Source organism: Paraburkholderia phenoliruptrix (assembly GCF_019511605.1).
GTDB classification, from domain to species: Bacteria; Pseudomonadota; Gammaproteobacteria; order Burkholderiales; family Burkholderiaceae; genus Paraburkholderia; species Paraburkholderia phenoliruptrix_A.
In genome coordinates, this window is record NZ_JAEUAV010000003.1 from 287109 (window position 1) to 312489 (window position 25381).

General features: G+C 61.9%; 23 protein-coding genes and 3 tRNA genes. 13 read left to right on the forward strand and 13 right to left on the reverse strand.

Going from position 1 to position 25381, the window contains the following annotated elements:
- Positions 1-5: 5 nt before the first annotated feature.
- From ribD to JNB89_RS07515, 3 genes are all read right to left on the reverse strand, one after another.
- Positions 6-1160, reverse strand: coding sequence for a bifunctional diaminohydroxyphosphoribosylaminopyrimidine deaminase/5-amino-6-(5-phosphoribosylamino)uracil reductase RibD (gene ribD, locus JNB89_RS07505; RefSeq protein WP_220361800.1), 1155 nt, complete (start codon positions 1158-1160; stop codon positions 6-8).
- 50 nt (positions 1161-1210) lie between these two features.
- Positions 1211-2494, reverse strand: a complete 1284-nt coding sequence (gene hemL / locus JNB89_RS07510; RefSeq protein ID WP_220361801.1) for a glutamate-1-semialdehyde 2,1-aminomutase — start codon at positions 2492-2494, stop codon at positions 1211-1213.
- Positions 2495-2688: 194 nt separating this feature from the next.
- Positions 2689-3147: a hypothetical protein gene (locus tag JNB89_RS07515; protein ID WP_220361802.1), complete on the reverse strand. Its 459-nt coding sequence runs from the start codon at positions 3145-3147 to the stop codon at positions 2689-2691.
- A gap of 252 nt (positions 3148-3399) precedes the next feature.
- On the opposite strand from JNB89_RS07515, the gene JNB89_RS07520 reads away from it, so the two are divergent.
- From JNB89_RS07520 to JNB89_RS07540, 5 genes are all read left to right on the forward strand, one after another.
- Complete coding sequence (locus tag JNB89_RS07520) at positions 3400-4620, forward strand: Bcr/CflA family multidrug efflux MFS transporter (protein ID WP_220361803.1); 1221 nt, start codon at positions 3400-3402, stop codon at positions 4618-4620.
- 177 nt (positions 4621-4797) lie between these two features.
- Complete coding sequence (locus tag JNB89_RS07525; protein WP_013340222.1) at positions 4798-5028, forward strand: hypothetical protein; 231 nt, start codon at positions 4798-4800, stop codon at positions 5026-5028.
- Between the two features lie 497 nt (positions 5029-5525).
- Positions 5526-8063, forward strand: a complete 2538-nt coding sequence (locus tag JNB89_RS07530) for a DUF2345 domain-containing protein (RefSeq protein WP_220361804.1) — start codon at positions 5526-5528, stop codon at positions 8061-8063.
- Positions 8060-9472 (forward strand): hypothetical protein, encoded by a 1413-nt coding sequence (locus JNB89_RS07535; protein ID WP_220361805.1) that lies wholly within the window; start codon positions 8060-8062, stop codon positions 9470-9472. Before JNB89_RS07530 ends, JNB89_RS07535 begins: the two co-directional genes overlap by 4 nt.
- A gap of 9 nt (positions 9473-9481) precedes the next feature.
- Complete coding sequence (locus JNB89_RS07540; protein ID WP_220361806.1) at positions 9482-10474, forward strand: PoNi-like cognate immunity protein; 993 nt, start codon at positions 9482-9484, stop codon at positions 10472-10474.
- A 201-nt stretch (positions 10475-10675) separates the two neighbouring features.
- On the opposite strand, the gene JNB89_RS07545 is transcribed toward JNB89_RS07540, so the two are convergent.
- The 4 genes from JNB89_RS07545 to rph all read right to left on the reverse strand — a co-directional run bounded on the left by JNB89_RS07545 (position 10676) and on the right by rph (position 13427).
- Positions 10676-10765 (reverse strand) — tRNA-Ser (locus JNB89_RS07545).
- Between the two features lie 55 nt (positions 10766-10820).
- Complete coding sequence (hemW, locus tag JNB89_RS07550) at positions 10821-12050, reverse strand: radical SAM family heme chaperone HemW (protein WP_135892873.1); 1230 nt, start codon at positions 12048-12050, stop codon at positions 10821-10823.
- Positions 12047-12694, reverse strand: coding sequence for an RdgB/HAM1 family non-canonical purine NTP pyrophosphatase (gene rdgB / locus JNB89_RS07555; RefSeq protein WP_135892872.1), 648 nt, complete (start codon positions 12692-12694; stop codon positions 12047-12049). Before rdgB ends, hemW begins: the two co-directional genes overlap by 4 nt.
- Positions 12687-13427, reverse strand: coding sequence for a ribonuclease PH (gene rph, locus JNB89_RS07560; RefSeq protein ID WP_220361807.1), 741 nt, complete (start codon positions 13425-13427; stop codon positions 12687-12689). Before rph ends, rdgB begins: the two co-directional genes overlap by 8 nt.
- Before the next feature lie 220 nt (positions 13428-13647).
- Here rph and JNB89_RS07565 point away from each other — a divergent pair, with 220 nt between their 5' ends.
- The 5 genes from JNB89_RS07565 (at position 13648) to JNB89_RS07585 (ending at position 18665) form a co-directional block, all read left to right on the forward strand.
- Positions 13648-14571: a YicC/YloC family endoribonuclease gene (locus tag JNB89_RS07565; protein ID WP_013340217.1), complete on the forward strand. Its 924-nt coding sequence runs from the start codon at positions 13648-13650 to the stop codon at positions 14569-14571.
- A gap of 18 nt (positions 14572-14589) precedes the next feature.
- The gene (gene gmk, locus JNB89_RS07570; protein ID WP_135892869.1) at positions 14590-15273 is read left to right on the forward strand and encodes a guanylate kinase; all 684 of its coding nucleotides are present in this window, start codon (positions 14590-14592) and stop codon (positions 15271-15273) included.
- Between the two features lie 60 nt (positions 15274-15333).
- Positions 15334-15537, forward strand: coding sequence for a DNA-directed RNA polymerase subunit omega (gene rpoZ / locus JNB89_RS07575; RefSeq protein WP_006025620.1), 204 nt, complete (start codon positions 15334-15336; stop codon positions 15535-15537).
- 181 nt (positions 15538-15718) lie between these two features.
- Complete coding sequence (locus tag JNB89_RS07580) at positions 15719-18079, forward strand: RelA/SpoT family protein (RefSeq protein ID WP_013340215.1); 2361 nt, start codon at positions 15719-15721, stop codon at positions 18077-18079.
- 94 nt (positions 18080-18173) lie between these two features.
- Positions 18174-18665, forward strand: coding sequence for a phage protein NinX family protein (locus JNB89_RS07585; protein WP_220361808.1), 492 nt, complete (start codon positions 18174-18176; stop codon positions 18663-18665).
- Positions 18666-18763: 98 nt separating this feature from the next.
- On the opposite strand, the gene JNB89_RS07590 is transcribed toward JNB89_RS07585, so the two are convergent.
- Together JNB89_RS07590 and JNB89_RS07595 are read right to left on the reverse strand one after the other, a co-directional pair.
- A tRNA-Arg gene (locus tag JNB89_RS07590) sits at positions 18764-18840 on the reverse strand.
- Between the two features lie 102 nt (positions 18841-18942).
- Positions 18943-19019 (reverse strand) — tRNA-Arg (locus JNB89_RS07595).
- A 120-nt stretch (positions 19020-19139) separates the two neighbouring features.
- Between JNB89_RS07595 and greB the strand changes: the two genes are divergently transcribed.
- Entirely contained in the window at positions 19140-19709 is a 570-nt protein-coding gene (greB, locus tag JNB89_RS07600; protein WP_167507848.1) for a transcription elongation factor GreB, read from the forward strand.
- 130 nt (positions 19710-19839) lie between these two features.
- On the opposite strand, the gene JNB89_RS07605 is transcribed toward greB, so the two are convergent.
- Positions 19840-20985, reverse strand: coding sequence for a porin (locus JNB89_RS07605; RefSeq protein ID WP_013340212.1), 1146 nt, complete (start codon positions 20983-20985; stop codon positions 19840-19842).
- A gap of 531 nt (positions 20986-21516) precedes the next feature.
- Positions 21517-21771, reverse strand: a complete 255-nt coding sequence (locus JNB89_RS07610) for a hypothetical protein (RefSeq protein ID WP_135892865.1) — start codon at positions 21769-21771, stop codon at positions 21517-21519.
- Positions 21772-22200: 429 nt separating this feature from the next.
- Here JNB89_RS07610 and JNB89_RS07615 point away from each other — a divergent pair, with 429 nt between their 5' ends.
- Both JNB89_RS07615 and JNB89_RS07620 read left to right on the forward strand, forming a co-directional pair.
- A complete protein-coding gene (locus JNB89_RS07615; RefSeq protein WP_013340210.1) occupies positions 22201-22404 on the forward strand; it encodes a cold-shock protein in 204 nt (67 codons plus the stop codon).
- Positions 22405-22699: 295 nt separating this feature from the next.
- Positions 22700-23851 carry an exonuclease domain-containing protein gene (locus JNB89_RS07620; protein WP_220361809.1) on the forward strand — a complete coding sequence of 384 codons (1152 nt, stop codon included), beginning with the start codon at positions 22700-22702 and terminating at the stop codon, positions 23849-23851.
- A 164-nt stretch (positions 23852-24015) separates the two neighbouring features.
- On the opposite strand, the gene JNB89_RS07625 is transcribed toward JNB89_RS07620, so the two are convergent.
- The gene (locus tag JNB89_RS07625; protein ID WP_013340208.1) at positions 24016-24612 is read right to left on the reverse strand and encodes a chorismate mutase; all 597 of its coding nucleotides are present in this window, start codon (positions 24610-24612) and stop codon (positions 24016-24018) included.
- Between the two features lie 290 nt (positions 24613-24902).
- Positions 24903-25052, reverse strand: a complete 150-nt coding sequence (locus JNB89_RS07630; RefSeq protein WP_013340207.1) for a hypothetical protein — start codon at positions 25050-25052, stop codon at positions 24903-24905.
- Positions 25053-25381 lie beyond the last annotated feature (329 nt).

Consider the following 25381-nt stretch of genomic DNA (forward strand, 5'->3'; position numbering starts at 1 on the left):
CTCGATCAAAACGAAACGGGTTGCGACGCGGCGTCGGTTCCGGTTGCGGCGCCGGCCGGCACGAGGCGCGCGAGAATCCGCAAATCGTCGCCGATGCGCTCGACGTTGTGAAACGCAAGCTTGACGCGGCCTTCCAGCGTTTCGGGCGCGCTCAGGTTGAACATGCTCATGGAGTCGATGCCGAGCAGGCTGGGCGCAAGGTACACCAGCAGTTCGTCCACGCAGCCTTCGCGCAGAAGCGAGCCGTTCAGCTTGTAGCCCGCTTCCACATGCAGCTCGTTCACCTGACGCTCACCCAGCGCCTTGAGCATGCCGGGAAGGTCTACCTTGCCGGCTGCATTGGCCATTTCGACAATTTCAGCGCCGCGATCGCGCAGCGCTTGCGCGCGTTCGCGATGCCGCTCATCCAGATTGCCGCAGAAAATCAGCGTGGGTGCGCCGGCCAGAATCTGCGCCTGCGGCGGCACCTCCAACTGGCTGTCGATCAGCACGCGTTGCGGCTGGCGCGGTGTCTCGACGGCGCGCACCGTCATGCGCGGATCGTCTTCCCTGACGGTGCCGATGCCCGTCAGGATCGCCGAGGCGCGCGCACGCCATGCGTGGCCGTCGGCGCGTGCCGCTTCACCGGTGATCCATTGGCTCACGCCGGACGGCAAGCCGGTGCGGCCGTCGAGCGACGCGGCGACTTTCATGCGCACCCACGGCCGGCCGCGCGTCATACGCGACACGAAGCCGATATTCAATTCGTGCGCTTCGTTGGCGAGCAGGCCGCAGCGCACCTCGATGCCGGCGTCGCGCAACATGGCGAGGCCGCGCCCCGACACTTGCGGATTCGGGTCTTCCATCGCGGCGACCACGCGCCCGACTTGCGCTTCGATCAGCGCGCTCGCGCACGGCGGCGTACGGCCAAAATGGCTGCACGGTTCGAGCGTGACGTAAGCGGTTGCGCCGCGCAGATCATGACCGCGCGAACGTGCGTCTTTCATCGCACGAATTTCGGCATGATCCTGCCCGGCCGGTTGCGTGAATCCTTCGCCGATCACTTCGCCGTTCTGGACGATCACGCAGCCCACGCGCGGGTTGGGGTCGGTGGTGTACATGCCGCGCCTGGCCAGCGCGAGCGCGCGTTCCATATGGACGAAGTCGGTTTGCGAGAACATCGGTGTCTGAGCGGTGCGGTGACTGAGGGCAGGCAGTTGTAATAGAGGCGTCAGGCGGTCAGCGACGCGAACGCGCCACGCGCCGCGTCGATCGTGGCGTCGATGATGGCGTCGTCGTGAGCCATCGAAACGAAGCCCGCCTCATACGCAGAAGGCGCGAAGTACACGCCTGCGTCCAGCATCTTGTGGAAGAACGCATTGAAACGCGGCACGTCGCTCTGCGTGACTTCGGCGAAGCTGGTCGGAATGGATTCGGTGAAGTAAAGCCCGAACATACCGCCTAGCGAATCCGCCGCGAACGGCACGTTGGCTTCGCGCGCGACGCTTGCGAGACCTTGCGCAAGACGGGTCGTGCGCGCGCCTAGCGTGTCGTAAAAACCCGGCGCCTGAATCAGCTGCAGCGTCTTCAGCCCTGCGGCAACCGCGATGGGATTGCCCGACAACGTGCCCGCCTGGTAGACGCCGCCAAGCGGCGCAAGGTGAGCCATGATGTCGCGCCGCCCGCCGAAGGCCGCCGCCGGCATGCCGCCGCCGATCACCTTGCCGAGGCACGTGAGGTCCGGCGTGATGCCGTACACCTGTTGCGCGCCGCCGAGTGCGACGCGGAACCCGCACATCACTTCGTCGAATATCAGCACGGAGCCGTATTCGGTGCACAGGCGCCGCAATGCTTGCAGAAACTCGGGCGTCGCACGCACGAGGTTCATATTGCCTGCCACGGGTTCCACGATCACCGAGGCGATTTCGTTGCCGAACGCTTTGAACGCTTCTTCGAGCGCCGCGACGTTGTTGTACTCGAGAACCGTGGTGTGTTTGGCAATGTCGACCGGCACGCCCGCAGAGGTCGGATTGCCGAACGTCAGCAGCCCCGAACCTGCTTTCACGAGCAGGCTGTCCGCATGGCCGTGGTAGCAGCCCTCGAATTTGACGATGCGGCTGCGGTTCGTAAAGCCGCGCGCGAGGCGCAGCGCGCTCATGGTCGCCTCAGTGCCGCTCGAGACCATGCGGACCTGTTCAATGGACGGCACGAGCTTGCAGATTTCCTCGGCAATTTCGATTTCCGATTCGGTGGGCGCGCCGAACGAGAAGCCGTTGGCGAGCACACGCTGCACCGCCTCGAGCACCTCCGGATGCACGTGACCCAGAATCATCGGGCCCCAGGAGCCGATGTAGTCGATATAACGCTGACCGTCGGCGTCCCAGAAGTAAGGCCCTTGCGCGCGATCGATAAAGCGCGGCGTGCCGCCCACTGAGCGGAACGCGCGCACCGGCGAATTCACGCCGCCGGGAATGGTGCGTTGCGCGCGGTCGAAAAGGGTTTGGTTTTTGGACATGGCAATGGCTGGATTGGGTTGCGCAGCGGCGCGCTTTGCCCGTGGGCGGTTCGCGTGGCGCTGGAATAGGTGAGGAAATTGTACCGGACTCGGTGCAAACAGGTTTTGAGCGTGCGCGGGGCGTTCAGGCGGAGTCAGCCCGGTTGTCAGCCAGTTTGTCAGCCGGCTTGTCAGCCCCGTTGTCAGCCCCGTCGTCAGCGCTCGGCAGGGCGCTTGCGTTTGCCGGTGAGTTCGGCCCAGCGCTTTTCGAGCGCGCCTTCCGCTATCGGCTTGATCACCGTGCCCGAACTCTGCGCATCCCACGTCTGCACGGAAAATGGATGTACGCGCAACGAATCCCGAGGGATCACCACGTTTTCATGCGCGTCGACGAGCCAGTCATAGACAAAGTCGATGCACAGGCGGTAGCCGCGCTTCGTCGCCGTGTCCGGGACCTCGTATGGTGCGCGCGTGACGTAACCCGAGCCGAAAACACCCTTCGGTTCCATCGCGACGCGATGCAGGAACACCCGGTCGCCGGGCAGAATGCGGCGGGCGAATCCGCAGCCCCAGACGTCGGCTACCGCGTCGCCCGCGGCGACGCGTCTCGCCACGTCGGGCAACTCGGGCCACGGCCATTTTTTCGGGCTCCAGATCAGGAGGAAGGCAGTCATCGCAGCGCTGCAAAGAAGGGTGGGTAAGAGACGCCATCTGCATTTTCGCGTGACGCCGTAGCATTCACGCGGCAGCTTAACCGATTGGCGACGGGCTTGCCGCAACGTATGGACGGCGCACGCAACCCTGCCTTCCGGCGTATGCGGCGCGGCAGGCGCTGCGAGCGTCGCGTACAATCGACGCGGTCAATGCCGGTCTTTCGGATCATCGCGCGCCGCTTATCGAGCGACGCGCGCTTCACCTGGATTCCCATGTCTCACGTCACCGGACGCCGGCCAGATGGCCGGCTGATTCTGTTGCTCGGCGCGCTGGCCGCGTGCGGGCCAATTTCTATCGACATGTATCTGCCGAGCCTGCCCACCATCGCGCAGGCCTTTGCGATCGGCACGAGTGCGGCGCAAACCACGCTCACGAGTTTCATGTTCGGCTTTTCGATCGGCATGCTGCTTTACGGGCCGCTGTCCGATACTTATGGCCGCCGGCCGGTGCTGCTCGGCGGCATTGTCATGTATGCGCTGGCGAGCATTGCCTGCACGCTGTCGTTTTCGGTTGGCGCGCTGATCACCTTTCGCTTCGTGCAGGCGCTCGGGGCAGGCGCGGCGTCCGTGCTCGCCCGCGCGATTGCACGCGACGCCTACGGTCCCACCGACGCTGCTCGCGTGCTCTCGATGTTGGCCATCGTCACATCAATCGGGCCGTTGCTCGCGCCGTTGATCGGCGGACAACTGCTGCTGCTTGGCAGCTGGCGGATCGTGTTCGTCGCGCTGACGCTGTTTGGCACCGTGTGCGCGATCACCGCGTTCCTGAAGGTGCCGGAAACCTGGCCGCGCGAGAAGCGCGCGCAGTCTGCGCTTCTGAAGTCGTTCGCCGCCTACGGCCGCTTGTTGCGCGATCCCGTGGCGTGGGGGCATATGCTGTGCGGCGGTATGGCGTTCGCGTCGATGTTCGCCTACATCACGGCCACGCCGTTCGTCTACATCGAATACTTTCACGTGTCGGCGCAGCACTATGGCTTTCTGTTCGCGCTGAACATCGTCGGCATCATGTTCGGCAATTTCATGAACACGCGGCTCGTCGGCCAGCTGGGGTCGTTGCCGATCATTTCGTTCGCCGCGACCGTGAGTTGCGTCGCGTCGCTCTTCGTATGCCTTGTTTCGTTGACGGGCTGGGGCGGCTTGTGGTCGATCGTGGCGGGTCTTTTCTTCGTGGTCGGGGTGGTGGGCTTGCTGTCCGCCAATTGCACGACCGACCTGATGCATCGCTATCCGTTGAACGCGGGCGCGGCGGCCGCCGTGTTCGGCGCGGTGCAACTGGCGCTCGGCGCGCTGTCGAGCCTCGCGGTCGGCCTGTGGCCTGACGGTTCGCCCAAGGGCATGGGCATCGTGGTGGGTGTGGCGGGGTCGCTATGCTATGTCGGACGCGTTCTGGTGGTGCGCTGGCACGGCACGAAGGCGCCGGTGGCTGTCGTTTGACGGCAGCGCGGTTTTCCCCGCTGCTTGAGCGGCGCGCGGTGTTGGCGGCCTCGCTGATGTGCCTGCAACACGGGCGTCCATAGCATCTAGCGGAAAACACCAGGTGTTGCGCGCACGCGACCTTCCGTTTGAATTTGCATTGCTATGATGGGACCACTGTTCCTCGGAGCGGCAATCATGGCGATCAGAGATTTGATGAACGGCGAGCGGCAACAAGCTGCTTTTGCCGAAGCGCAGAAACTGGCCGACAGCGGCGCTTATCACGATTACACGGACATCGAATACGTTTTGCGCTTTGATTATGGCTTGACCGATGTATCGTCGCTGCTCGACAGCCGGTTGATGCATCGCGATCTCAACCGGCGTTGCGCCGACGCTCGGGAGCGGCTGGAAGTGGTTAGTGTGTGAGGGGGCGTGGCGGCGCCGTGTCTTTCTCTCTCAAGCGATGTTCGTGGCGGTCGGGCACCACGGCGCACGTCCGGCCGCATATCTACGATTGTGCTGCGCTGGCTAACCGGGCGATAGGGGCTCACCCCTGAAGGACAGCGTCCGCCCCGTCTCTGAAACGCTGCCACAATTCCGCACGATGCCCTCCATCATCGGCCTGTTGCCTGCCCGATGAAATCCATTGCCCTCGATTGGCAACTGGCGGCTCCGCCAGTCATCAGATCATCAGTCACACGCGTGAAGGCGATGGCGCTTGCGCCAGATTGACATTCACCTTCGCCGCGAGCCATGACAACGGCGAAAAACGAACTGACCTTCGCGACAGCGGCACCGCTCGATTGCCCGACAGGAATTGGGCGCGCCAAGCGATTTCGCCACCTCATTTTCGGACGCATTTGATTGCCGCCGATACCTCACGTCCCCAGTATGCGCAAACACTCGATTAAGGAGGCGCATGAATGGCGGCAGTTGATCGGCTTTCTACGGCCCTGACTGGCAGGCAAACGTACCACCTGAACGTACCGGCTACGCCTGCAGCGAGGGAGTTGTCGGTGATGGCTTTCACGGCCACCGAAAGAATGGGAGCGCCTACCGAAATAAAGATCGTTGCAACCCATCCGCAACAGCTGTCGCGCGCCGATTTCCTCAATCAGGACGCGACGTTTTCCATCACGCAGAGCGATCGAACGGTCCGCAAATTCAGCGGTTTCATAGAGCGCCTGTCCACGATCAAAACCACCCGCGACGAGGTGACGCACGAGTTTCTGCTGCGATCGCATTACGGGCGGCTCGCGGCGGTGACACGTACGAAAATCTATCAGCATGTGAGCACGCCCGACATCCTGGCGGCAGGGCTGCGCGCACACGGCATGCGTGAGCACCAGTTCAGTTTCCGCCTGCGCGGCACATATCCGAGGCACGCGTTCCGCATGCAGTATGGAATGACCGATCTCGCCTATCAGCACATGATGCAGGAAAAGGCCGGCGTCTACAGCTTCATCCAGGAGACGGAATACGGCGACCAGGTGGTGTATGGCGATGATGTGGATCACTACATCTACGAGCCGCGCATGGTAGTGCCGTACCGCGAAACGGCAGGCCTGGAAGCAGGCGGCGTGGAGGCGGTCACGTCGATCAGGACGCACACCGTTACTGTGCCGCAGTCGCTCTGCGTGGCGGACTACAACCCTCGGAAATCATGGGAGCGCTTTCGGGACACGGTGAATGTGGCGCCGCAAGATTCGACTACCTACGGGCAATCCCATGTGTACGGAACTCATCACCTCGATCAGGCAGGCGCGAAATGGGAGGCGCAACTCCGCCACGAAGCGGCAATTGCCTGGCAGGTTGTTTATGAAGGCGAGAGTAACGTCCTCGCGTTGCAGCCTGGGCGGGTGTTCGAAACGGACATCGTGCTGCCCGATGCGCCGAAAGGTCAGCTGGTTGTCGAGATCACTCATAGCGGCGCGCGCGACAAGCCGTATACCAACCGCTACAAAGCGATCCCTGCGGACCGGCGTTTCCGTTTCAAGCTGGAGCCTCAAAATTGGGCCAGGGTGAGCGGCACTCTGTCCGCGCGCGTCAGCAGTCCAGATTCCTACACCTATGCCTACCTCACTGCCGATGGCCACTATACCGTGCGTTTCGATGCGGATTTCGAGACCTGGCCGAGCGGCGGAGAAAGTGTGCCCCTGCGCCTCGCAAAACCGTTTGCGGGCAAGCTGCAAACGGGGTTTCACTTTCCCGCGCTGCACGATTCTGAAGCTGTCATCACCTGCCGGGACGGCGACCCGGATAAGCCCGAAATAACTGGTTTTCACCACCATAGCCAGGCGCCCGATCCGGTGACGAACGATCGCCGCTGGCTGTCGCGCAATGTAATTCGCACGCAAAAGAACAACAAGATCCGCTTCGAGGACTGGAAGGGTGAGGAGGGTATCAAGGTCAGCACTGAGCATTCGGGCAAGTCGCAACTGAATCTGGGCTACCTGGTAAACAACAGGCTGGAGTGCCGGGGCGAAGGCTATGAGCTTCGCACCTCCGGTTACGGGGTCAACCGCGCGGGCAAAGGCCTGCATCTGACGGCTTACGATCGCCCCGCCGCAACGGGCCAGCAACTGGACATGCAGGAAGCCATCGCTCAGCTCGAGAGCGCACTTGAGCTCGCAAAGGGGTTGGCCACATCGGCGAACAGCGCCAAGGCGCAGCCTGCCGATACGCAAGCGCAACAACAGGTGAAGGACGATCTGGATGGCCTGAAGCAGCCGGGACTACTTATGAGCGCGCCTGCCTCAGTTGCGCTTGTCGCGGGCGGTGGCGTGCAGTTCTCGGCGCAGCGCGACATTTCGACTGTGGTTGGCGAGAACGCTGGCTGGAGTGTGCTGAAGCGCTTCACGGTCGCAGCGGGCGACATCGTTTCGCTGTTCGCACACAAGCTGGGGCTGAAGGTCTTCGCGGCGAAAGGCCCGCTCGAGATCCAGGCGCAAAACGGCCCTATGTCGCTCACTGCCGCCAAGGATGTGAATGTTGCAAGCGTCAACGGAAAAGTGAACCTCGCGGCGGCGAAGGAAATTATCCTGGAGTGCGGCGGCGCGTTCGTGCGGCTCAAGGACGGCTCCATCACGCTCGGCGGTGCCGGCGATCTCTTCCTCAAGACGATTACGGTCCAGAAGAAGAGCACGGCGTCGATGAATACGCCGATGCCGTCCATGCCACGCGGCACGCCCGCCGTCACCGATCTGGAGTTTCGCCGGATCTATCCCGATGGGTCGCCAGTGGCCGGCGCCAGCTATGTGGCGCGGCTCGACAACGGGACCGTGCAGCGGGGCACGCTCGACGCGGAGGGATATATGCGTCTGAGCGGCGTTTCGGCCGGTACCCGCGCGCAGGTGCGGTACACCGATGACCCGAACCGCCACCGCAGCATTCACACATTGGCTCCGGACGACGACCTCGGCGATGTGATGACGGCGACGAAGACGGGGGCCAACGCATGACCATGCTGGGTGAGGTATGGGACGAGGCGGTGCGCGCATATGACTGGCTGAAGTCACTGACGCTCGGGGAATTTGCAGAGGAACGGCCTACCAGCGTGATCGTGACAGACATGCTGCTCGCGATGACCGTGCCAGGCGCGGTCATCGTCACGAGCGCACGCGATCTGGCGGCGGTGTGTCTGAGGCTTGGCCGGCGGTACGAAGGCATGGCGAGCGGCGCACAGAATGCAGCGCATCCCGAGTGGCAGGAATGGGTGGTCTTGATCGCGTCGGCGCTTGGCGTCTTCGGCCCGGTCATCTGCGCGGCGGTGGGTTCGCTGGTTGGCGCAATGATCGGTGACGAGGCAGCCGCAGTGATCCGCGCGGTCTGCCTGCTTCTGATTGACCGGGGCGGACAGGTGCTGGAGAAGGTGGTTGGGTTCCTGGCGCGCTTCACGAAAGGCAACATCGTCAAGCTGCTTCAGAAAATCCACTTCGCCGCGTACGGCGACGCCCTGATCAGAAAGCTCACCGAGTTCCTCCAGGGCATGCGCGCGCTCATCGTGAAAGCTCAGGAGCAATTGAGCCGCATCGAGTACATCGGGCGCGCGCGGGAACTGCTGGCGGCACTGGAGCGCATGGAAAAGCAGTTCTACGCGGTAGAGGTGAACTGCGTCGGGGAGACACCGCAGGCGCTGGCGAAGCTGGACGAGGCGTTGCAGAAGCTGCTTCAGGACAAGCTGCCCCCAACGTATCATCCGGCCTACGCTGGAGTGCCGGCCCCGATGCCGCCTGTATCCGTGCCCGAAAGAATGCGTGTGAGTTCGGGCATTGGCGAGCCGCCGAAGGTGCTGCCCATGAAGCGCGACGGTGTCGATGCGGCCGGCGGCGCGGCGCACGGTGACGCCGGTCGATTGCCCGAGCGGCAGGAGCCAGTGCCGGGTAGCAGCAACGTCCACCGCGACGACGTGGCAAAGATGAGCCGCGCGCAAAAGGGTATCTTTGGCGAGAAGGTCAGCGATGACTTCATGAAAGCGAAGGGCTACCGTTCCGAGCTGTGGGAAAACCGGCAGATGCGTTTGCTGGAGCAGCAGCCGACGGGGCGGGGGATTGACGGTGTGTATCGCAAACCGCCGGGCGAGCCACCACCGCCGTATGTGGTTACGGAGACGAAGTTTCGGACGGGAGGGAAGTTTGGTGCGAAGGACTTGCCAACAACAAAGGGATCAAATGGATATCCGCGAGCGAAACAAGGCAGTAGTGGTTGGGTAGGGCCCAGAATCGCGGACGCAGTTGACAGAAAAACTGCACTCACGATTAACAAAACGGGCTACGATTTTTGGCTTATCGTGGTAGATGAATCTGGCATGGTTGTCGACATTACGAAGCTCGACTCGAATGCCAACGAAATCGGAAAGATTGCGCTTTAAAGGATTGCGATGAGTGAACAGTTTGATAAGGTTAAGCGTGAGCCGTTGCTTCCACAGAGCCACTACAGTGAAGCGTATCCATTTTACGAGGACGTGCTGGTCGATCCGGAAATCGATGAAATCTTGGCCGATCCGCTAAGGGACGATGATCACAAACAACGATTGATGTGGATGCGGGCTCACACCGCACTGGAGCTGTTGATTTGCCGTTATTCGGCTGGAGATGAGGTCTTATCGCTTCGTTCAACTGCAGTGCGTGCGTTCACATTGTTCAAGGCCTATCGAGAAGGCTTTCCAAGAAGCAATCGGCTGTCGCTTTGGGAACCTGACGCCTACCAGTACGTAATGTGGCTGCTATCGCTGGCGGTGCTGTTGGGCCTCAAAGAATGGGTGCCGACGATCGCGACGTGGATCAGCACGGATTCGGAGGATGGCCAAGACCTGCTGGTAAGCCGCCTCTTTGGCCGCTTTGGCGTCTCGCTACCCGGTGAGTCGCTGATGCACGAAAAGCCGTACGCTGATCTGCTGCGGGCGACTGAGACGCAAGGCGAGGCGCAACAGAGTGCCATGGCCGATTATCTGAAACGCTGGTATGGCGGCATGAAGAACTGCTACTGGTACGACCGTCACAAGCGGCTGCACGCCTTCTTTTTCGGTTATTGGGCCTTTGAGGCCGGTCTGGTCACCGTGCTGTGGAACATCGACGACAGCAGCTATCGCGACATGCGTTTTTACCCGAAAAACCTGGTGGACTTTGCGCGCGAGCAGGGCGTGCTTGCGCAGGGCGAAATGCCGAAACCGCATGTTTCGGGAAAGACCGGCGAGCGCTGCCCATATGCAGGCCGTTGGGGCGTGCTTGAATCACCGGGCGCGTTTGTCCAGGAGCGCATGTTCAAGGAAGGCGACGTGTTCCCCGAAGGCATCGGTCGGGATGGCAAGGAAGGCCCGGTAACGTGGGTCGTGATGAAACGCGAGGACGGTGGCCCGACCCGCGAGGCGTGAGTTGTGGCTTATCGGCGATTTCCGGCATCCGACGCGGTGCCGGTTTTCAGCTCGCTGCGTGCATAACATGCACCCGCCGCAGTCTTAATGCTCAAGGAGCACGACAACCTCATACAGCAACCATTGCGGCCTGTGAGCGAGCCGCACGAAAAAAACAAAGCCCCGTAGTTCACTGAACTTACGGGGCATTTTTCTTGCATCTGGCGGAGGCGGTGAGATTCGAACTCACGGAAGGATCACTCCTTCGCCGGTTTTCAAGACCGGTGCCTTAAACCACTCGGCCACACCTCCAAGCCGCAAATTGTAACCTGAAAAAGCGTCGTTGCGGCGGCCTGTGTATCGGCATTCACTGCGGATCTTTTAGAAACAAGGCCTGCAGATCGTTGAGGAACGCTTGCCCCAGCGGCGTCGGCGCAATCTTCTCGTGGTCGCGCGTAATGAGCTTGCGGCGCTCGGCTTCCTGCAAAGCCGGTTCGATCGACGTCATCGGCAAACCGGTGCGTTCAATAAACCGGTGCACCGGAAAACCTTCCACCAGTCGCAGCGCATTGAGCATGAACTCGAACGGCAGATCGCGCGCGCTGACTTCGTGTTCTTCCTGCACCGCCGTGCCCGCTTTTGCCTGCTCGATGAACGTGGCCGGATGCTTGTAACGCGCCTGGCGCAACACGCGGTTCGGAAACGACAGCTTCGTATGCGCGCCCGCACCAATGCCGAGATAGTCGCCGAATCGCCAGTAATTCAGATTGTGCTTGCTTTGCCGATGCGGCTTCGCATATGCCGACACTTCGTAGCGCTCGTAGCCCGCCGCGGACGTGCGCTCGTGAATCCAGTCCTGCATGTCGGCGGAGGCATCGTCGTCGGGTAAGGCCGGCGGGAATTTCGCAAACAGCGTGTTCGGCTCGAGCGTCAGGTGATACAGCGAAAGATGCGGCGGCGCAAACGACAACGCGGTCTCCACATCGGCCTCGCATTCGGCGAGCGTCTGCTGCGGCAGTGCGAACATCAGGTCGAGGTTGAAATTGTCGAACGTGGTTGCGGCGACTTCGACGGCCTGGCGCGCCTGCTTCGAATCATGAATGCGGCCGAGCGCTTTCAGGTGCGCTTCATTGAAACTCTGAATGCCAACGGACAGGCGATTCACGCCGCTCGCCCGAAACTGCGCGAACTTCGCGGCTTCGAAGGTGCCGGGATTCGCTTCCAGCGTGATCTCGGCATCGGCGTCGAGCGGCAGCAGCGCGCGAATGTCCGACAGCATGCGGTCGAGCCCCGCCGCGGACAGCAAACTCGGCGTGCCTCCGCCGATAAACACCGTATGCACCTGGCGGCCCCACACGAGCGGCAGCGCCATCTCGAGGTCGGCGCGCAACGCGTCGAGATAGTCATTCTCGGGGAACGTCTCGCCTTTCCACTCGTGCGAATTGAAATCGCAGTACGGGCACTTGCGCACGCACCACGGAAAATGCACATACAGCGAGAGCGGCGGCAGTGACGTCAGCCGGATGCTGCCCGGCGAGGTGAAAGCCTTGATGACGCCGTTGCCGATGTCGGCGGGCGCCGGCTTGATCGGAATCACGCTTCCTCCGAAAGGCGCGCAAGCAGTTGGCGCAATGCGATCGCGCGATGGCTGCTGGCATTTTTCACCGCGGGTTCGAGTTGCGCGGCGCTCGCGTGCAGCGACGGCACGAAGAAGTACGGGTCGTAGCCGAAGCCATGCGAGCCGCGCGGCGCATCGAGAATCTCGCCATGCCAACGGCCTTCGGCGATGAGCGGCTCGGGGTCGTCTGCGTGACGCACTAGCGCAAGCACGCAGTAGTAGTACGCGCGGCGGTCGGTTTGGCCCTGCAGCGCCGAAACCAGCCGCGCGTTGTTGGCGGCGTCGCTTTTCTCGCCGCCCGCAAGTTGCGCGTAACGCGCCGAGTAAACGCCTGGCGCGCCGCGCAGCGCACGCACGCAAAGACCGGAATCGTCGGCGAGGGCGGGCAGGCCCGTGAGCTTCGCGGCATGACGAGCCTTGGTCAAAGCGTTTTCAACGAACGTGGGGTGCGGCTCCTGCGCTTCCGGCACGCCGAGCTCGCCCTGCGCAATCAATTCGATGCCGGCGGCGCCGAGCAAGGCCGCAAACTCGCGCAGCTTGCCTGCGTTGTTGGACGCAAGCACGACCTTATTCAACGGCGTACCCGACGCCGGGGCGCCATGGCTGTTACTAACTTCATTCACCGCGATACTCCAATGCCTCTTTCTGTCTGGCGATCAACGTGGCGATGCCGTCGCTTGCAAGATCGAGCAGCGCATTCATTTCTTCACGCGAGAACGGCACGCCTTCGGCGGTGCCCTGAATTTCGACGAAGCCGCCCGCGCCTGTCATCACGACGTTCATGTCGGTATCGCATTGCGAGTCTTCGTCGTAGTCGAGATCGAGCACCGGCACGCCGTCGTAAATGCCGACCGAAATGGCCGCGACGAAATCGCTGATAGGCGAGCTTTCGATGCGCCCCGCAGCCAGCAGTTTGCTCACCGCGTCGTGTGCGGCGACAAACGCGCCGGTAATGCTCGCCGTGCGGGTGCCGCCGTCGGCCTGAATGACGTCGCAATCGATGTGCAGCGTGCGCGCGCCGAGCTTCTCCAGGTCGAACACCGAACGCAGCGCGCGGCCGATCAGACGCTGGATTTCCTGGGTGCGCCCGGTCTGTTTGCCGCGCGCGGCTTCACGGTCGCTGCGCGTGTGCGTGGCGCGCGGCAGCATGCCGTATTCGGCAGTGAGCCAGCCCTGGCCGCGGTCGCGCAGGAAAGACGGCACCGTTTCCGCAATGCTCGCCGTGCAGATCACCTTGGTGTCGCCGAATTCGACCAGCACCGAGCCCTCCGCGTGCTTCGTGTAGTGGCGCGTGATGCGCACGTCGCGCAGCTGATCGGCGAGGCGGCCGCTGGGGCGTCGAGTGGTGTCGGTCATAGTGGATTCGGTCAGGAGGAAAACGGGAGGGAAAGCAGGATTTTACAGCCGATCGAAGCACCCATGCGTCCGGCGGCTAGCCGCGTGGGCCGTGCCTGTGCAAGGGGTCCCATCGCCAAAAATGGGATAATGCCTGTTCACCGCCTCGCGTCTCGTACACGCCGGGCGATTCGACTCTTCGGCCGGCGCCTCGCGCGCGGCCACAATCGCGAGAAATACGATGATCTACAGCATGACTGGCTATGCGAGCGCGACACGCGAACTCGTCGCGGCCTCGGGCACGGGCGGCGTGAGCGTGTCGGTCGAACTGCGCACGGTGAACTCGCGCTTTCTCGACCTGAACTTCCGCATGCCCGAAGACGTGCGCGTGTGCGAACCGACCTTGCGCGAAATGCTGATGAACAAGCTCTCGCGCGGCAAGGTGGATATTCGTATCAATCTGCAGCGCAGCGAACAGACAGCGAACGCGGGCTCGATCAATCATGAAGCGCTGACTCAGCTCGCGCTTCTCGAGCGCACGGTGCTCGCGACGTTTCCGGAAGCCGGACGTCTGCGCGCCGGCGAAATTCTGCGCTGGCCCGGCGTGCTCGCCGAAACCGGCATTGCGCCCGATGAATTGCGCGACGCGGTGCTCGCGTGCGGCAAGCAGGCCATTGCCGACCTGATCGACGTGCGCGCGCGCGAAGGCGCACAGCTTGCGAACATGCTGCTTGCCAACGTGACCGAGATGGAAGCGATCGTCACGAAAATCACGCCGCTCGTGCCGGAACTGATCGCGAAGCATCAGCAGAAGATTGTCGAACGTTTGCAGGAAGCGCTCGGCATTGCCGCGCCGGACACAGCCGCGACCATCGTGTCGCGCGAAGAGATCAACGAGCGGATCCGCCAGGAAGTGACGATGTATGGCATCCGCATCGACATCGCCGAGGAACTGTCGCGTCTCACGGCTCACCTGAACGAAACCCGTCACGTGATCCAGAAGGGCGGCAAGGTCGGCAAGCGGCTCGACTTCATGATGCAGGAGCTCAATCGCGAAGCGAACACGCTTGGTTCGAAGGCGGCGGCGAAGGAACTGGCGGATTCGTCGATGACGCTGAAGCTGCTCATCGAACAGATGCGCGAGCAGGTACAGAATCTGGAATAAAGGCTGGAGCATCACAACATGACCGATCACCACACACGCGAAAGCGGCGCGCCGCGCAACCCGTATGCCGGCGCTTATCCCGGCAACCTGTTCATGGTCGTCGCGCCTTCGGGCGCCGGCAAGTCGACGCTCGTGAACGCGCTGCTCGCGAGCGACGACGCGATCCGTCTGTCGATCTCGTACACGACGCGTCCGCCGCGTCCCAAGGAGCAGGACGGCGAGCACTACCACTTCACGACGGTCGACGACTTCATGAAGCGGCACGACGCGGGCGAGTTTCTCGAAAGCGCCGAAGTGCACGGCAACTACTACGGCACCTCGCGCGTGTGGATCGAGGAGCAGATGAAAAGCGGCCATGACGTGCTGCTCGAAATCGACTGGCAGGGCGCGCAGCAGGTGAAGAAGCAGTTTCACAACGCGGTCGAGATTTTCATCCTGCCGCCGTCGCTCGAAGCGCTCGAAGAGCGCCTGAAAAAACGCGGCCAGGACGAGCCGAACGTCATCACGCGGCGCCTGCTCGCGGCCGGCAGCGAGATGGCGCACGCAGCCGAAGCGGAGTACGTGGTGATCAACGAGAATTTCGATCGCGCGCTTAGCGAACTGCAGTGTCTCGTGGCCGCGACGCGCTCGCGCTTCGCCTCGCAATACGCGCGTCATACGCAGCTTTTCGTGCAGCTCGGCATTCACCTTCCGCACCCGTGAGCGCGGCGGCGATTCGAGCACATAAGGTAGAATAAGCAACATACTGAGAAGGAACCCAACATGGCCCGCATTACCGTCGAAGACTGTCTCAAACAGATCCCGAATCGTTTCGAACTCGCGCTTGCCGCGACTTATCGCGCGCGTCAGCTCGCTCAAGGCCACACGCCGAAAATCGAAAGCCGCGACAAGCCCACGGTCGTCGCGCTGCGCGAAATCGCGGCCGGCCAGGTCGGTGTCGAAATGCTGAAGAAGGTGCCGGTTTAAGGCGCTGCTTTGCGGCACACTTTCGCCGCATCTGGCGGCTAACCTGGCCACCTCGATTTGCCAGAAGTTGCTGCCACAAGTTTTACTGCACTGTTTTACCGCGATATCCAGCCGTATCTGCTACACCTGATCGTATCAAGCTGCAGACCGGCGTCCACTCCCAACCGCTACGGAGGCGAACATGAGTACCACCCCGCCCACCGCCACGGAAGCGGAGCACGACGCCGATTCGCCTTCGTCTGCGCGCAAATATATCGACGCGGTTCTCGAACAGTCGTTTCGCCATCTGTTCGGGCCGACCGCCACGCCGGAGCAGCCGCGCCGGCATGACGTCGTCTCCATTGCCAAGCTGACCTCCGCGTTGTCCGGCTATCTGCAGCCGGAAGAAATCAAGGAGGTGAAGGCGGCCTTCCATTTCAGCGACGAAGCCCACCTCGGCCAGTATCGCCAGAGCGGCGAGCCTTACATCACGCATCCGGTTGCCGTCGCGGAAATCTGCGCCGGCTGGAATCTGGACGGCCAGGCCATCATGGCCGCGCTGTTGCATGACGTAATGGAAGACCAGGGCGTGACCAAGGCCGAGCTCGCCGAGCGTTTCGGCGCGAAGGTCGCGGAACTCGTCGACGGTCTGTCGAAGCTCGACAAGATGGAGTTCCGCAATCGCGAGGAAGCGCAGGCGGAAAACTTCCGCAAGATGCTGCTCGCCATGGCGCGCGACGTCCGCGTGATTCTGGTCAAGCTCGCAGACCGGCTGCACAACATGCGCACGCTCGGCGCGGTGCCGCCGGAAAAGCGCCGCCGCGTGGCGCGCGAAACACTGGACATTTACGCGCCGATTGCCCACCGGCTCGGCCTGAACAATACGTATCGCGAGTTGCAGGATCTGAGCTTCGCGAACTTCAATCCGCACCGGTATGCCACGCTCGAGAAGGCCGTCAAGGCCGCGCGCGGCAACCGGCGCGAAGTGGTCGGCAAGATTCTGGAGTCGGTGCAGCGCGCGATCGCCGACGCGAAGATCGACGCCGAAGTGACCGGCCGCGAGAAAACTATCTTCAGCATCTACAAGAAGATGCGCGACAAGCAGTTGTCGTTCTCGCAGGTGCTCGACGTGTACGGCTTTCGCGTAGTGGTCGACAGCGCGCTCGAGTGCTATACCTGCATCGGCGCGCTGCATGCGCTCTATAAGCCGGTGCCCGGCAAGTTCAAGGACTACATCGCGATCCCGAAGGTGAACGGCTATCAGTCGCTGCACACCACGCTCGTCGGTCCGTTCGGCGCGCCGATCGAGTTTCAGGTGCGTACGCGCAAGATGCACGAAATCGCCGAAGCGGGCGTCGCCGCGCACTGGTTGTACAAGAACGGCAGCGCCGACCTGAACGACGTGCAAAAGCGCGCGCACCAGTGGCTGAAGTCGCTGCTCGACATTCAGAGCGAAGCGGGCGACTCGAGCGAATTCCTCGAACACGTGAAGATCGACCTGTTCCCGGATGCGGTCTACGTCTTTACGCCGAAGTCGAAAATCATGGCGCTGCCGCGCGGCGCGACGGCACTCGACTTCGCTTATTCGATTCACAGCGACCTTGGCAACCAATGTGTCGCGGTGAAGATCAACAACGAACTGCTGCCGCTGCGCACCGAGTTGAAGAGCGGCGACATCGTTGAAGTCATCACGGCGCCGTATTCGAAGCCGAACCCCGCGTGGCTCGGCTTTGTGCGCACCGGCAAGGCCCGCTCCGCCATTCGCCATTATCTGAAGACCATGCGGCTGAACGAGTCGGTTCAGCTTGGCGAGCGCTTGGTCGATCAGGCGTTGAAGGGCTACGGCCTCGCGCTGTCGGATGTCACGCCCGAGGCTTGGGAAAAGCTCGTGCAGTGGACGGGCAACAAGAACGGTCAGGAAATTTTCGCGGACATTGGTCTTGGCCGGCGTGTCGCGGCGGTCATGGCAAAGCGCATCGAAGTGCTGATGAGCGGCCGCGATGCGGACGACGACGGCTCGCGTTCTGATGCGAGTTCGGCGCCGCATGCGCCGCCGGTCGTGATCACCGGCACGGAAGGCATGTCGGTCCAGCTGTCGGCCTGCTGCCGCCCGATTCCGGGCGACAACATCATGGGCTATATCGGCATTGGCCTTGGCATGGCGATCCACACCACCGACTGCCGCGTCGCGCAGCGCATCCACCGGCGCGATCCCGCACGCTGGATCGACGTTGCGTGGGCGCCGCAGCCGGGGCGTCTGTTCGACGTCGCGGTCAAGGTGCTGGTCAAGAACACCAAGGGCGTGTTTGCCCGCGTGGCGGCAGACATCACCTCGGCGGACGCGAACATCGTCCACATTGCGATGGACGAAGACCTTTCGCAGGAATCCACCATCCTGCGTTTCGTGATCCAGGTCAGCGACCGCGTGCATCTGGCCAACGTGATGCGTCGCGTGCGCACCAATCTCGACGTGATGCGTATCGCGCGCGAACGGCCGAGCGACGACGGGCATCATCGGCATGACGGCGGCATGCGAATCGAGCGGGAACGGGCGGACTACTGATTCGCCGCGCTCGCCTGCCGCGCAAAAGTCGTTTCTTCCGTAGGAACGCACCGGCCACAGGCGAGTCTCACCTGAAAACTCAGGGAGAACGCTGATGAAAGTAGCTGACCTCGAGGGCCTCGCGCTCGACTATTGGGTGGCCCGCAGCCTGCACGACTTCGTGCGCGAAATCCAGTTCACCGACAGCGGCGAAACCGTATTCATACGCGGTAACGACCGCGGTCGTCCGTGGGACGGCCGATTCAAGCCTACAACGTCATGGGAAGCCGCTTCCGTGGTGCTCGAGCGCGCGCGTCGGCTGGAGCTGCGTGAGCGCGACGAACAGGGGCCTGCGCATTGCGTCGCAGAATTCGAAGGGGGGCGGGGACCGGTGGAGGGCCGCGCCGACTCGGTGCGTGTCGCGCTCTTGCGGGCGTTTGTGCAAAGCCGGTTTGGCGATAGCGTTGGCGAGATGCTGCACGAGCCGCAGATGCTGGCGGGCGATACGGCGCAACGCATTGCCGAAGCAACCGCGGGCAACACTTTCGAAGATGTTCCGAGCCCGGACGGGCATATCGGCGATATTCAGTCCCCGCCGCGGCCGTGAGTGCAAGCGGGGCGGTCACTGCGCGGCCGTAGGACGACGACGGCCGCAACCGTGCCCGGAAAAACAAAGGGCCTTCCGGTTGGAAGGCCCTTTAGAGGTGGCGCGGCTGGCAGGATTCGAACCCACGACCCCTTGGTTCGTAGCCAAGTACTCTATCCAACTGAGCTACAGCCGCACGCGAAACAGGTGATGCAGTTACGCCGTGCTGTTATGCCACCCGACGGCGAAAACTGGGTAAAACGTAAGGGCCTCCCCAGAGGGAGGCCCTCGAAATAAATGGCGCGGCTGGCAGGATTCGAACCCACGACCCCTTGGTTCGTAGCCAAGTACTCTATCCAACTGAGCTACAGCCGCACGCAGAAACGAGATTATAGCAAAGGTTTCAAAAAAGGGAAGGGTGTAACTGCGATTTGTCTCATTGTCATGATCGTGTACCCTAGTGAGGCAGTCGCTTGCTGCAGCTTATGGATCATCATGAACAAGGCCTTTGTCAAAGAGTCGAGTGAAGATAACGACGACGACCTCGACGTCGCCCAACCGGACGTTCCCGCGGGCACCAAGAACTACATCACGCCGGCGGGCTACCGTCGCATGCGCGACGAACTGCTGCAACTTATCGACGTCGAGCGGCCAGAAGTCGTCAAGCTCGTGTCGTGGGCGGCGTCAAACGGCGACCGCTCGGAGAACGGCGATTACATTTATGGCAAGCGCCGTTTGCGCGAGATCGACCGGCGCATCCGTTTCCTGACCAAGCGGCTCGACCTTGCGGAGGTTGTCGACAGCAGCAAGCAGGAGAACGTCGATCAGGTCTTTTTCGGCGCGACTGTCGAATATGCGACGGAAGACGGCGAAGAACACACGGTGACCATTGTCGGCATCGACGAAGTGGATCTGGACATAGGCCACGTGAGCTGGATCTCGCCGATCGCACGGGCGCTGCTGAAAGCCAAGGTCGGCGACACGGTCACGTTGTACACGCCGGCAGGACCGCAGCCGATCGACATTCTCGACGTCAAGTATCCGCCCCCGGATAGCGGCGGCTAGTTCTCTCTTTCTGCGCTTGCGGCTTTGTTTCGCGGGCCGGCTATGCCGGCCGCGGCTCAACGCATTGCCGACGGGACAAAAAAAGGCGCCGCAAGCGGCGCCTTTCGTATTGCCTGTGTTGCCAGCCGCTTTAGAAGCGGTGACGCAGACCTGCCGTGACAGCGACCTGCTTGTTGTTGCTCGAAGCAGCCAGACCGTTGATGTCCGCACCCACGATCGCGTTTTCGTTGACTTGCTGGTATTCGCCTTGCAGATAGACGTCCGTGCGCTTGGACAGTGCGTACGCCGTTTGCAGGTTGAACTGGTTCCAGTGCGGACGGGTGCCGGCGAGGCTTGCGCGCGTGTACGTGTACGAACCGGCGATGCTGACAGCCGGCGTCAGAGCGTAACGTGCGTTCGCTTCGAAGTTCTGGAAGTGTGCGCTGCCGCCACCGAACGCGATGCCGCCCGTCTGGCCCGACGCGCCTGCACCGATGCCTGCCAGACCCGACAGGTTGGTTTGCGAGTAGACGAGGCCGACGGTTGCCGGGCCGAACGCGTAGTTCGCGCCTGCGCCCCAGGTTTGCTGACGTGCAGCAAAGAAGGTGTTGTCGCTCGACACCGCGCCGCCCGAGTTGAACGCAGCAGCCGCGCCCGTCGCGCCGTTGCTGTTCAATTGCAGGTAAGCTGCGCCGACGTTCAGGCCGCCCCAGTTGTACGACGCGCCCGCGCTGTAGGCGCGGTTGTTGGCGAAGCCGTCTGCCTGGTTCGAGAAGCCGTACATGCCGCCAAACTTCAGGCCGCCGTAGTTCGCGCTCGTGTACTTGACCGAGTTGTTGACGCGGAACGAGTTGTTCAGGTTGTCGTTGTCGAACGGGTGGGCGAATTGGGTGCCGCCGTATTGCGTGCCGGTCAACGCGAGCGGGCCGACGAAGTCGACCATGCTGTCATATTGACGGCCGAGCGTAACGGCGCCGAACTGGGTGCTCGACAGGCCGACGAACGCCTGACGGCCGAACTCACGCCCGCCTTGCCTGAGCGCGCCGTCATTGATGCCGAAGCCGTTTTCCAACGTGAAGATTGCCTTCAGGCCGCCGCCGAGGTCTTCAGCGCCGCGCAAGCCCCAACGGCTGCCGTTCACCGAGCCGCTGGTTTGCTGCCAGTTGCTGTGACCATGCTGGTTGTTGGTGTACGTGATGCCGGCGTCGATCAAGCCGTACAGCGTGACGCTGCTTTGTGCGTGCGCCGCCGTTGCAAAAACGCCCGTCAGGGCCGCGACCATAAGAGTCTTTTTCATCTTGTTACTCCGAAAGCGAGAATTGGCAGTGAATCCTGCTTCAGAAAACCTTCAAGCGTCCGCTGCGAGAAGCGAATCCGCGGGAAGCGCGCAACGGACTGCGCTGTTTTCCGGTTACGCAAAGTGTAGAGAGAGCGTTCGCTGAATGGGCGTTTCGATTTCTGCAATAAAGTATTCCGCTGCTTGAAACGATAGGCGAATGCCTGAAAGCCCCGTCAGTCAACGGGTTGCGCGATGTCGGCGTACTTCAGGTGGGAGTGTCAACGAATTGCGTTGCGAATTTACGACGACAATTCGATGCGAAAAAGCAACAGGTTTGGGGCGATATACGTATTGTTGTTAATCGCGCAATAGACGATTGTTACTCGTGCGAACAATCGAATTGTGAATCCGGAGTTATACTGACGGTTCTGCTTTCCGAAGCGGACTTTTTCGTTGACGAAAAAGATCTCCAAACCTTTGTCGGCGCGACCTTCCAGTCGCGCTTTTTTTTCGTCTGCGCATTACGCGCTTGGCATGGGGCAGGGACGATCAGTGCGCGGACGCAGCCCGGTCTGCGCTCCACCACTCGTTGGCAGTGGGGGCGCTCCAGTCTTCGATGACGTAGCGGCGAGCGTCCATCGGCGAGGAAAGCAGGTTCTGCCAGTGGTCGCCGTGCCAGACGAGATCGAAATCGAGGGCGGACGTGTCGGAGCCGGCGCGCACGGTGCCGGGAGTCTGCGACTGCGTTTGAGAAAAATGAGGAAAGAGGCCTGAAAGCAGGCGGCGGATAGTGGGGAACTGCATGTCAATCTCCCAATGCGCATTAACAGCAAATGCTGGCTTTATGATGCGATTCGATAGTGTGGACGGACAACCCGGATAAACACTTACCAAAGTCACAAATCGTTACAAATACGGGCGCATATCTGGAAGGTTTTCCCGAATTCAATCAATTTTGCTGCTGACCAAGTAAGTTTGACTTCTTTGCAAGTCGAAAAACGCCCGCCATTTCCGCCACCCGGCTAACTTTTCACTTATTGAATGCCGTGCATAGGGCCGATTAAAAATTCACTTGACGGTGATTCGCCGCGCCCCGTATAACGGCAAGGCTGATTTCAGAAGCCGCTCCGAGTGCGCAATGCCCGAGGGATATTCGTTATGGATAAGTTGGCAAAAGATTGAGGCGTTGAGGGCATTGCCCGATTTGATAATTCGTTGAGGGAAAACTGCAAAATGGAAACAGGTATCGTCAAATGGTTTAACGATGCTAAGGGCTTTGGCTTCATTACGTCGGACTCGGGTGGTGAAGATCTCTTTGCACACTTTTCGGAAATTCGCACTGAAGGATTCAAGTCGCTGAAGGAAAACCAGCGCGTGTCGTTCGACGTGAAGGCCGGCCCGAAGGGCAAGCAGGCTGCGAACATCCAGCCGCTCTAAGCCGCGCATTGCGCTTGCGCCCGTGCGGGGCGCAGATGCAGTCTGAAGCCCTCGTGTTAATCGCGAGGGCTTTTTGTTTTATTTCGCCGATATTAGCTTGCCGGCTCAATATCTACCCAGCTTTTGACTGTATCAGTGAACTGGCGCGTTGGCGCTGCCGGTTTTTTGCCGACGGACCGGTTGGCAAAAGCACCGACGGCGCACGCGGCCGTGCCGCGGCCATCGTATCTGCGCGGTCCGTGGCCGTTAACTAGTGCATACTTGGCGCAAAGTCACGCGTCCAAGCATCCTCTTCATGTCTGAACTGTTTCTGGCCGAACCGGCCCTCGCTGAGCCTATCGTCTTCGTCGATCTCGAGACCACCGGCGGCTCCACCAACGAACACCGTATTACAGAGGTGGGGGTCGTGGAAGTCGGGCCGACCGGTGTCACGCGCTGGAGCAGTCTCGTCGATCCGCAGCAACCCATCCCGTCGTTCATCCAGCAGCTCACCGGAATCACGAACGCCATGGTACGTGGCGCGCCCACATTCGACGCCATCGCACCGGAGCTCTTCGCACGGCTCAACGGCAAGCTGTTCGTCGCGCATAACGCGAGCTTTGACCGGGGCTTTCTGCGCGGGGAATTCCGGCGCGTCGGCATTTCCTTCGACCCGGACGTGCTGTGCACGGTGCGCCTGTCGCGCGCGCTGTTTCCGTCCGAAAAACGCCACGGGCTCGATGCGCTGGTCGAGCGCCATTCGCTGGTGCCGTCCGACCGCCACCGTGCGCTCGCTGACGCCGATCTGATCTGGCAGTTCTGGCAGCGCCTTCACACGCTCGTGCCGCTGGAGACCTTGCGCGCGCAGATTGAACGCACGACGCGCCGCTACCGGCTCGCGGGCGACATCACCGAAGATCTGCTTGAGACAGCGCCTGCCGGTTGCGGCGTTTATGCGTTTTATGGAGAAGGCGATTTGCCGCTGTATGTCGGGCGGAGCGTGCGCGTGCGTCAGCGGCTGCGCGCGCATCTGACGGGCGAGCGGCGCTCGTCGAAGGATATGCGGCTCGCGCAGCAGGTAAGGCGCGTCGAGTGGCGTGCAACCGGCGGCGAATTGGGTGCAATGCTGGCGGAGGCGCAGTGGATCGCGGCGCTGCGCCCTGGCCACAATCGCGTGCCGCGCGTCACGAAGAGCGATCCCGTCGACGCCCCGTGGCCGTTCCAGGGACCCGTTGTATTTGAAGAGCGAGAAGAATCGTCGCAGGCGCGCGCTTTTCATGTCGTCGACCGGTGGCGTTACATCGGCCACGCGCCCTCATTGGCGCAGGCCATCGACCTTCATGCCTCGTGTGCGGCCAGCGGCTTCGAGCTGTCGACATATCGAATTCTGCAAAGCCATCTGGCGCGCGGTCTGCGGATGATGCCGCTGAGTGTCGCGCGCGCCGAGCCTGTATTGGGCGTTGCCTGACTGCTTCAGTCTGTTCGATACGCTCTGCCGCGCGCGGCTTCGAACCAGCGCCTCGGGCAGAGCTGAACATGCGCAGCGCTCGATGATCGTTCCGCTGCTCGTCCCGCTTCTCGTCCTGCTTCTCGCCCTGCTTTTCGCCGTGCTTTTCGCCCTGCTTGCCGCGGTCAGCCGGTTGCGCCGACGCCACCGCTTTCGCACACGTGTCCCAGCGCGTGGGAGAGTGCATTCGAGCGCATTGAGTCGTAGCGGGTCAGCGACTTCCAGTTAGCCAGCGATTGCGCCACGCGCGACGGACAGTCCGGGGCCGCGCGCAGCGGCTGCACGCGAGCGAGGCCGGCAATGAGCGCTTGCGTCAGGCGGTCGAGTTGGGGGCGCGTGCTCGTTGCGAGGTCCGGGGCCGGCTCTTGCGGCGGTTGACTCGCACGCCAGTTTGCAAACAGCGCGTTTTGCACTTCCTTGCTGGCGTCTATCTGATCCTGAAAGAAGGCGCGCGCGAAAGCTGGATCCACGTCGGCGGCGGCCGCGCGTTTTTGCACATCGGCGAGTAGGGCTTCTTCGCGCGGCTTGTCAGTGATCGGCTGATGTTTCGCCCATTTCCAGCGCGCGACCGGCTCGGCCAGCGCGAGGCGCTGCGACACGAGCGCGATCAGATTGGTGAGCGCGGTGTCGTCGCCATCGGCAACGGCAGGGGCGGGCGTGAAAACGGCGTAGGCAAAAAGCGCGAGCGCGCAACGAGCGGCAAAGCGAGATAGACGAGTCATGGGCTGAGCGAAAGGGCTGAACGATGGCCGGACGGCTGCGGAGAAAAGCAGAAGAATAGACGATCCGCTGTATTGCAGGAGCGTTCGGCGCAGGAGGGCCGCTGGAGGAGTGCAGGCGCGACGCGGTTCACACGCGCGAGGTCGCGCAACGCGCATGGGCGCGCGTTCACATCAGGCGGCGGTAGGCCGTCTGGTCGAACCGTTGCAATGGAAGGTGATGCATAGCGCGCGAGCGACCATGCCCCGGGTCACAAACGCCGGGACAGCTACCGCCTTGCGCCACTGCACAATCACTTTGCGTCGCACGACTTACGTTGTTCGTCGAAGAAGGCGCGCACGTGCTCGGGCAGTTCCGCGCTCAAAAATTCGACGCCGACAGGTTCCGGATCCGGGCAAAAGACTTTATCCGGGGTCGGAATCTTCGGTGGTTTGGCGTCCATGATCTTTCTCCTTTACAAACCCATTATCAGCCTCGGGCCCCCATTTGCACCAGCACCGGCCAGGCATTGCAGGGTCTTTGTTGCTTTAACGGCACATCGCAACATTTCAGCAGAGTCTTCTGATTAAATTTATAGGTTCGCTGCTGCTGTCGTTGTGTGTGCACGCGTACATTGCGCGCCTCAATTCTTCTTTCAATTCGCCCAGAGCCGCGTCTGGCGGGCTCGTCCGGCTGTTCCCCGCGTTGCTGCCGCAATTAGCGATTCGCTCATTCCGGGTATTCCCCGATTAACTCGGCATTGGTGCATTGCCGCATCGGAATTGTTTGCTG